The sequence below is a fragment of the Pseudonocardia sp. genome (genome assembly GCF_025465255.1).
In the GTDB taxonomy this organism is placed as follows: Bacteria; Actinomycetota; Actinomycetes; order Mycobacteriales; family Pseudonocardiaceae; genus Pseudonocardia.
The window spans coordinates 1-8,306 of record NZ_JAODNI010000042.1; the positions used below are offsets into that span (position 1 = coordinate 1).

General features: G+C 72.9%; 9 protein-coding genes. 4 read left to right on the forward strand and 5 right to left on the reverse strand.

Features of this window, described 5'->3' with window-relative positions; translation table 11 throughout:
- The 4 genes from JWP64_RS04260 to JWP64_RS04275 form a co-directional block, all read right to left on the reverse strand.
- Positions 1 to 358: enoyl-CoA hydratase/isomerase family protein (locus JWP64_RS04260; RefSeq protein WP_297492472.1), on the reverse strand; the 358-nt coding region annotated here is incomplete at its 3' end.
- A complete protein-coding gene (locus JWP64_RS04265; RefSeq protein ID WP_297492475.1) occupies positions 355 to 1,626 on the reverse strand; it encodes a cytochrome P450 in 1,272 nt (423 codons plus the stop codon). The genes JWP64_RS04260 and JWP64_RS04265, both read right to left, overlap by 4 nt.
- 16 nt (positions 1,627 to 1,642) lie before the next feature.
- Positions 1,643 to 2,764 (reverse strand): NDMA-dependent alcohol dehydrogenase, encoded by a 1,122-nt coding sequence (locus JWP64_RS04270; protein ID WP_297492476.1) that lies wholly within the window; start codon positions 2,762 to 2,764, stop codon positions 1,643 to 1,645.
- 53 nt (positions 2,765 to 2,817) lie between these two features.
- Positions 2,818 to 4,266, reverse strand: a complete 1,449-nt coding sequence (locus JWP64_RS04275) for an aldehyde dehydrogenase (RefSeq protein ID WP_297492478.1) — start codon at positions 4,264 to 4,266, stop codon at positions 2,818 to 2,820.
- 197 nt (positions 4,267 to 4,463) lie between these two features.
- On the opposite strand from JWP64_RS04275, the gene JWP64_RS04280 reads away from it, so the two are divergent.
- The 4 genes from JWP64_RS04280 to JWP64_RS04295 all read left to right on the forward strand — a co-directional run bounded on the left by JWP64_RS04280 (position 4,464) and on the right by JWP64_RS04295 (position 7,492).
- Entirely contained in the window at positions 4,464 to 4,910 is a 447-nt protein-coding gene (locus JWP64_RS04280) for a MaoC family dehydratase N-terminal domain-containing protein (protein WP_297492481.1), read from the forward strand.
- The gene (locus tag JWP64_RS04285) at positions 4,907 to 5,326 is read left to right on the forward strand and encodes a MaoC/PaaZ C-terminal domain-containing protein (protein WP_297492483.1); all 420 of its coding nucleotides are present in this window, start codon (positions 4,907 to 4,909) and stop codon (positions 5,324 to 5,326) included. The genes JWP64_RS04280 and JWP64_RS04285 overlap by 4 nt, the downstream gene beginning before the upstream one ends.
- A gap of 83 nt (positions 5,327 to 5,409) precedes the next feature.
- Positions 5,410 to 6,753 (forward strand): TetR/AcrR family transcriptional regulator, encoded by a 1,344-nt coding sequence (locus JWP64_RS04290; protein ID WP_297492485.1) that lies wholly within the window; start codon positions 5,410 to 5,412, stop codon positions 6,751 to 6,753.
- Between the two features lie 136 nt (positions 6,754 to 6,889).
- A complete protein-coding gene (locus tag JWP64_RS04295) occupies positions 6,890 to 7,492 on the forward strand; it encodes a flavin reductase family protein (protein WP_297492487.1) in 603 nt (200 codons plus the stop codon).
- Between the two features lie 97 nt (positions 7,493 to 7,589).
- Here the strand turns inward: JWP64_RS04295 and JWP64_RS04300 are convergent.
- The coding region (locus JWP64_RS04300; RefSeq protein WP_297492489.1) for a VOC family protein at positions 7,590 to 8,306 on the reverse strand (717 nt) is incomplete at its 5' end.

Below are 8,306 nucleotides of genomic sequence, written 5' to 3' on the forward strand. Positions count from 1 at the left end.
CGGCGGCCGGGCCCTGCACGACGGCGACCACGGGCTTGCCGCAGTCCAGCACCGCGGCGATCAGCGCCTGCGCGCCGTCCATGATCTTCCGCATGGCGTCGCCGACCCGCTTCTCGCCGCCGGCGGCACGGCTGCGGGCCAGCGCCTTGACGTCCGCGCCCGAGCAGAAGTGCCGGCCCTCGGCAGCGAGCACCACCACGCGGATCTCCGGGTCGCCGTCCGCCTCGCGCAGCGCCTCGATCACGCCGTCGCGGTCCTCCGGCCGCAGCGCGTTGGCGGCCTCCGGCCGGTTGAGCGTGATCCGCCGGATCCCGCCCTCGTCCGTGACCAGCACAGCCGGTGCCTCGACGGCGGTCATGCCTGCACGCTCACGGGCGTGAACTCGGCGCGCAGGTGCTTGATCCCGTGCAGGAAGTTCGACCGCAGGAACTGCGGCTCGCCCACAGCCCGGATGTCCGGCAGCAGCTCGAACAGCGTCCGGAACGCCACGGACAGCTCGAGCCGGGCCAGGTTCGCGCCCAGGCAGTGGTGCGGGCCGGGGGCGCCGAACGCCACGTGCGCGGTGTGCCCCCGGGTGATGTCGAACCGGGTCGGGTCCGGGAAGTAGGACTCGTCCTGGTTGGCCGAACGGTACCAGAGCACGACCTTGTCCCCCTCGGCGAAGGTCTGGTCGCCGAGCTGCACGCCGTCCCGGGTCACGGTGCGGCGCATGTACAGGACGGGCGACCCCCACCGGACGACCTCGTCGACGGCGGCCGCGGTGTGCGTGTCCGGGTCCTCCTGCCACAGCCGGCGCTGCTCGGGGAACTGGGTGAGCGCGAGCAGGCCGTGGGCCAGCGCGTTGCGGGTGGTCTCGTTGCCCGCGCCGACCAGCAGGATGAAGAAGCGGGCGAGCTCCTCCGGGGTCATCCGCTCGCCCTGCGCCGCGACCAGGGTGGAGATCAGGTCGTCCTGCGGCTCGGCGATCCGGTCCGCCGCGAGCTCGCGCAGCAGGTCGGACAGCGCCTCGCCGGCCTTCCACACCGCGGTCGCGACCGAGCGCGGCGTCTGGTCCGGGACGTACTCGGGGTCGCTCGCGCCGAGGACGATGTTCGTCTGGTCGAAGATGAACCGCTCGTAGCGCTGCGGGATGCCCATCATCGCGTTGACGATCCGCAGGGGCAGCAGGGCCGCGATCTCGGTGACGAAGTCGCACTCGCCCCGCTCGGCCACCGCGCCGATGATCTCCCGGCTGGCCTGCTCGACGTCGGCGTGCAGCCGCTCCAGGGACTTGGCGGTGAACCCGCGGGACACGATCCGGCGCAGCCGCTGGTGCTCCGGGTTGTCCATGTCGATGATGGAGCCGCGGTACTCGCGCAGCGACGCCGGCTGGTCGAAGATCGTGGTGCCCTGCCCGGAGGAGAAGTCGTCGGGCCGGCGGCTGACCTCCCACACGTCGTCGTAGCGGGTCAGCGCCCAGAAGCCGCCGCCGCGGGGCTCGCCCGCGAGGTCCCGCTCGAGCACGTAGGGCCGCGGGTCCTCGGCGCGGAGCCGCGCGAACACCGCGTCGCGCTCCTCGACGGGGCGGGTCCACCAGGTCAGGTCGTCGAGCTCGTCGCCCGGCTTGCTGATCTCCGTACTGGTCATCTGCAGATCCCGCCTCTCAGCCGGCCGCGGGGTACCGGAGGACCCCGCGCAGGAAGTTGCCGGTACGCATGTCGGCGTAGCCGTCGTTGATGTCCTCGAGCGCGTACGTCCGGGAGACCACGGCGTCGAGGTCGACCAGGCCGGCCGACCACAGCTCGAGCAGCTTGGGGATGTCCGCGCGCGGGTTCGCCGAGCCGTAGAGGGTGCCGACGATCTGCTTCTCGGACAGCGTCAGGTCCATGAAGTTGACGGCGACCTCGCGCTCGCCGGCCGGGTGGATGTTGGTGACGACCATCCGGCCCCGCTTGGCGGTCATCGCGAGCGCCTTGCGGACGAGCTTGCCGTCGCCGCGACCCATCGTGGCGATGAACTTGTCCACGCCGCGGTTCCAGGTGGCCTCGGCGACGATGCCCGGCGCCTCCTCCCAGGACGTCGCGACGTGCGTGGCGCCCATCGCGAGCGCCTGCTCCTTCTTCGCGGCGGCCGGGTCCAGCGCCACGATCACGCGGGCGCCGGCGAGCTTCGCGCCCTGGATGGCGGCGGCCCCGATGCCGCCGACCCCCGCCACCACCACGGTGTCCCCGGGGCGGACGTCCGCGGCGTAGACCGCCGAGCCCCAGCCCGTGACGAACCCGCAGCCCAGCAGGCAGGCCCGGTCCAGCGGGACCGACGGGTCGATCCGGATGCAGCTGGCCTCGTGCACCACGGTGTGGTGGGCGAAGGAGCCGACCAGGCAGGCCGTGGCGATGTCCTGGCCCCGGCCGTGATGGCGCGCGGTGCCGTCGGAGATCTGCCGGCCGGTGTAGAGCCGGGCGCCGAGGTCGCACAGGCTCTGGTGCCCCGTCGAGCAGGAGGGACACCGCCCGCACGAGGGCATGAAGCCGAACACGACATGGTCCCCGGGCTGCACCGAGGTGACCTTCGACCCGACGGCCTGCACGACCCCGGCGCCCTCGTGCCCGCCGATGCACGGCAGGTGGAAGGGCATGTCGCCGGTGACGATGTGCTCGTCGGAGTGGCACATCCCGGAGGCGTGCAGCTCGACCTGGACCTCCTCGGGGCCCGGTGGGTCGAGCTCGATGGTCTCGACCGACCAGGGCGCATCGCGCTCCCAGAGCACCGCTGCCAGTGTCTCCACGGTCCGTTTTCCTCCTGTGCCGGTAGTGCTCGGGGTCGCCTGTCCGTCCGCGCTCAGGCGGCGGGCGGGAAGACGATCGACTGGTGTTCGACGAAGGCGGTGACGCCCTCGGGGCCGCCCTCGCGGCCGAGGCCGGAGCGGCGCATCCCGCCGAAGGGGCTGCCCAGGTCCATCGCGGCCGACGAGTTGACCGCGACCGAGCCCGCGACGAGCCTGCCCGCGACGCGTTCGCCCCGACCGGGGTCGGCGGTCCAGACGCTCCCCGCGAGCCCGTACTGCGTCGAGTTCGCGATCCGGATCGCGTCGTCCTCGTCGTCGTAGGGCAGGACGACGGCGACCGGGCCGAACAGCTCGTCCTGCGCGATGGGGGCGGCCGGCTCCACGTCGGTGATCAGCGTCGGCCGCAGGTAGTGGCCCACCGGCAGGTCCGGACGCCCGCCCCCGGCGACGATCCGGGCCCCGCCCGCGCGCGCCGCGTCGACGGCGCGCTCGATCCGGTCCCGCGCCGCCGCGGAGATCACCGGTCCGAGGTCGGTGTCCTCGGCCGCGGGATCCCCGACGCGCAGCCGGCCGACGGCCTCGCCGAGCGCCTCGACGATCTCGGCGTGCCGGGAGCGCGGGACGAGGATCCTCGTCTGGGCGATGCAGATCTGGCCGCTGTTGGCCATCGCGCCGTCCACCAGCTCGCGGACGACGCGGTCGGTCAGCTCGACGTCGTCGAGCAGGACGGCGGCGGACTTGCCGCCGAGCTCGAGGGTGCAGCGCCGCACGTCGCGGGCGCAGAGCTCGCCGATCCGGGTGCCGACGGCGGTCGAGCCGGTGAAGCTGACCGCGTCCACCCCCGGGTGCCGGACCAGGTGCTCGCTGCCCTCCGGGCCCGCGGGGAGGACGGTCAGCACCCCGTCCGGCAGACCGGCCTCCGCCGCGGCCTCGGCCAGGACGAACGCGGAGAGCGGGGCCTCCGGGGAGGGCTTGAGGATCACCGGACATCCGGCGAGCAGGGCGGGCGCCACCTTCAGCGCCGCGGTGAACAGCGGCGCGTTCCAGGGCACGATCGCGCCGACGACCCCGACGGGCAGCCGGCGGACCCGCACCGAACCGCCCATGAGCGACGGTCGGGTCTCCTCCCACGGGTAGGAGCCGGCGATCCCGCGGTGCACGTGCAGCACCCCGAGCGCCGTGCCGACCTGCCCCGTGACCGCCCAGCGTCGGGGGGAGCCGACCTCGTCGGAGATGAGGGTGGCGAGCTCCTCGGTCCGTCCGCGCAGCAGCTTCCCGAGCCGGCCCAGCACCTCGCCGCGCTCGGCCGGGGTCGTGCGGGGCCAGGCCCCCGCCTCCAGCGCGCGGCGCGCGGCGGTCACCGCGGCGTCGACGTCGGCCGGACCGGCCTCGGGCACCCGGCCCACGAGCTGCTCGGTGGCGGGGGATCGGACCTCGAGGGTCCGGCCGCCCTCGGGCGCGCGCCGTCGCCCGCCGATGAGGAGATCGTCGTGGATCCGCACGTGGCAGCTCTTCCCGCTCCGCGGTGCCGGGCACCGCACTGGTGAACCGGGCGGTGCTCGCGGCGCCGCGACGGCTGGACCCGGCTATTCTGACAACACGTCTACCGATTGGCAAGCAGCGCAGAGCGGTGCGTGGTCGTGGACCCTGTCGACTTTCTGACGTAGCGTGTCACCGCACTGGGACCGAAGGAGAGTCGATGAGCGAGGCAGCACCCGTCGGTGCCCGAGGGGCGGAGTTCGAGGTCGTCGTCGAGCGCGGCAAGATCGCCGAGTTCGCGGCCGCCATGCAGAGCGAGGATCCGGCCTACCGGGGGCCCGACGCGATCGTGCCGCCGACGTTCCTGGCGAGCGCGGCGCTGTGGCGGCCCGACGAGGCCAGGGTCGAGGTGGGCTTCGACCGCCGGCGCCTGCTGCACGGCGAGCAGGAGTACGTCTTCCACGGGCCGCCGCCGCGCGCCGGGCAGGAGCTCCGCGCCGTCGAACGCGTGGAGGACCGCTACTCGAAGCCCGGCAAGCGGGGCGGCGAGATGAACTTCTGCGTCGTCGTGACCGAGTTCCGGGACCTCGACGGCGTGCTGGTCGCCGAGGCGCGGGGCACCTTCATCGAGCGGGCCGCCGCGCCGGCGGCCGGGGGGAAGTCGTGAGCACTCAGCTGGCGGACGTCGAGGTCGGGACGCAGGCCCCTGCCGCGGAGTACGGGCCCCTGACGACCCGGATGTTCGTCCGGTACTCGGGCGCCTCGGGCGACCTGAACCCCATGCACTACGACGACGCGATGGCCCGCTCGGCCGGCTACCCGTCGGTGTTCTCGCAGGGTATGCACGTCGCGGCCCTGCTGGCCGGATACGCGGTGGACTGGCTCGGTGCGGAGAACGTGCGCCGCTTCGGGGTCAGGTTCCGGGACCAGGTCTACCCGGGCGACGTGCTCACCTGCTCCGGCGTCGTGACCGCCGTGCAGCCCGGGCCCGAGGGCCGGCTCGTCACAGTGTCGCTCACCGCGGCGGTCGGTGGCGAGCGCACGGCGCTCATGGCCACCGCGGACTTCCTGCTGCCCTCCTGATCGTGTCGACGACCGGGGGCGGCGCGCCCCGCGGACCCCGGCCCACGAGGCCCGGACCGGCCTGGACGCCTACTATGGACAACGTGTCAGACGGCGAGATCCTGCGACGTGACGGCTACTGGCCCTCGAGCCCGGTGGTTGGCCGTCGTGGTGCGCAGACGCGCCGGCGGATCGTCGCCGAGACGCTGAAGCTGTTCGAGACCCACGGCTTCCACGGGACGTCGGTGGAGAGCATCGCGAAGGCCGCCGGCACCTCGCGGGCCACGCTCTACCAGTACTTCGGGAGCAAGGAGCAGATCTTCGTCGAACTCCTCGACGAGTGCGGCGCCGCCCTGATGCGGGTGGTGCGCCGGCTCGGCCCGCTCGGGCCGACCGCCGAGGGGTTCGACAACCTGCACTGGTGGCTGGGCGAGTGGGCCTGGGTGTACGACCGCTACGCCACGATGTTCGTGCAGTGGGCCAACATCGACACGCCGGGGACCGCGGTGCAGCCGATGGTGCTGGGCTTCGTCCGCTCCTACAACGCGCGGATCGCGTCCAGGCTGGCGTCGAGCGGGGTCGAGGACATGGACCCGGACTCCGCCTCGCTGGCGTTGACCAGCCTGGTGCACCGGTTCAACTACTTCCGCCACCGCGGCAACGTTCCCCTCCCGTCGCTGGACGAGGCCACGGACGGCCTCGCCGTGGCGATGCAGCTGATGTTGTTCCCGGACACGCCGTCCGAGGTGTTCGTCCAGCTCCCGCCGGTGAGGTCGCGCCCCGCGCTGCGCCCGGTGGCCGATCCCGTCGAGATCGCGCCGGCTCCGGAGCTGAGCGCCCGGGCGGCCGCGACGGTCGGGGACATCGTCGCCGCCGGCGCCCGACTGTTCGCCGAACGCGGGTACCACGGCACCGGGGTCGATGACCTCGTCACCGAGGCGGGGTTCGCCCGCGCGACCTTCTACAAGTACTTCGACGACAAGCTGGACCTGCTCAGGAGGCTGTCGACCGAGGCGCGCGTGATCTCCGCCGGGCTGGCCGAACGGCTCGCGGCCCTGGAGCTCACGGGGGAGGAGGCCGCGGACCGCGCGGCCCTGCGCGCGTGGCTGGCGGACTTCGTGCCGTTCCATCGCCACTACGTCGGCGTCTTCCGGTCCTGGGTGGAGGGCGGGCTCACCGATCCCGGTCTCGTCGCCGCGGCCGAGCGGAGCAACTCGGCGGTGCACGCGGCGGCGGTGCGGCTGTTGATGCAGGTCGAACGGGACTACCCGCTGGATCTGGACGTCGCGGCGGGGGTGTTCGTCGCGGTGCTGGACCGGATGCCCGACGCCGTGCTCGAGACGGGTCAGGACGCGTCGAACGACGCGATCGTGGACCTCATGCTGGACGCGATCATGCGCGGGCTGCTGAACGGCCACGTCGTTGCGCGCCCGTCCGTCACGTCCTGACCAGATCGTCAGAAGCCTATTCACCGAACCGTTGATGCACAACGTTGACCTGTGTCTTTATTCGTGTACATAATGTCAGAAGAGTGGTTTCCCGGGGTCTGTCTCGACCTCGCAGTCGTGTGGTCTGGGAGTGGACATGTCAGTTGATCTCGATGCGGCGAACTACGCGCTGTCCGGTCTGCGGCCCTTTCCGGTTGCCGTCACAACGATCGACGGCGACGAGGTGAACGGCCTCATCTCGCTGTCCGCGGGCGCGGCCAGCATCGTCCCCGAGGCGCCCCGCGTGACGATCAGCCTGACGAAGTACAACAAGACGCACGACATGGTCCTCAACTCCGGTGTCTTCGTCATGCACCTGCTGGCGGCGGCCCCGGAGGAGGCCCTGGAGGGCTCGCTGGAGATCCTCAAGGGGCTGGGCGGCAGCTCGGGCCGGGACGGCGACGAGCTCTCGCGGTTCCGGACCAAGCCGGGCGTCACCGGCGCGCCGATCCTGCTCGACGCCCTCTGCTACGTCGAGGCCCGCGTCGTGAAGACCCTGGACATGGACGAGAGCACCCTGTTCGTGGGCGATGTCGTCGGCTCCGAGCGGTTCGGCACGGGCGAGAAGCTGCGGGTCGGCGAGGCCTGGAAGCGGCTCCCGCGGGAGTGGATCGAGCAGTACGACACGAACCACGTCCCGCAGCTGGCGAGCGCGCGGCGCTACCGCGGCCTCCCGGAGGACGGCCCGGCCGGGCACTAGAGATCACCGGAAGGGGGACCTGAGCCGCCTGGGTTCTCGTGATCACCGGAAAGGGACGCCGGGCGCTCCACCGCGGCACACGTCCCCCGGCCGCTGATCACTCCGCGAACTCCCAGCGGACCCCGGCCATGTCCTCCGCGGACACCGCGATCGCGCCGTCGCGGCTGCCCGGGACGACGCCCAGCCCCTGGTCCGCGAGGTGCTTCGCCGCGCGGTCGAGATCGAGGACGCGGAGCTCGACGGACCGCAGCCGCTGGCCCCAGCGCCCGATGTACGCGGCCACCGGGCCGTCCGGGGTGCGGGACCCGACCAGCTCGACGACGTGGTCCGCCACCCGTACCCGGGTCGCGTCCGCCTCGGTGCGGGGCTCCGTGGAGAGCACCTCCGCCCCCTCCACGAGATCCACGAGCCAGGCGGTCGCGGCCTCCCGGTCCCGCACGGCCACCGAGATCGCGGTCAGCCCGGCCACCCCGAGCGGGTGGGCGCGCCACGGCTCCGCGCTCCACCCCGGCTTCAGGCGGGGGTCGTTCGGCATGTCCAGGGGGCAGAGCTCGAGCAGCATCCCGTGGCAGTCCGCCGGATGGGTCATGAGGAACTCGCCGGGGCGGTAGGTCGTGACCCGGACGCCGCGGGCGTCGAGCGCGGCCTTCGCCGCCGCCAGGTCCGGGACCTGCCACTCGAAGGAGTGCCACCCTGGCCCGAAGCGCTGCAACGACGCCCCGAGCAGGGACGTCCGGTCCCGCGGCGCGTAGAGCTCGACGCACAGCTCGCCGATCACCGAGAGGTTCGCGTCCCGGTTCTGCTCCTCGTCGTA

What these genes read in the sequence shown, in the direction of transcription:
- JWP64_RS04265 (WP_297492475.1), bottom strand. Translation starts at nt 1,626, where the DNA reads ATGACCAGTACGGAGATCAGCAAGCCGGGCGACGAGCTCGACGACCTG.
- JWP64_RS04280 (WP_297492481.1), top strand. Translation starts at nt 4,464, where the DNA reads ATGAGCGAGGCAGCACCCGTCGGTGCCCGAGGGGCGGAGTTCGAGGTC.
- JWP64_RS04295 (WP_297492487.1), top strand. Translation starts at nt 6,890, where the DNA reads ATGTCAGTTGATCTCGATGCGGCGAACTACGCGCTGTCCGGTCTGCGG.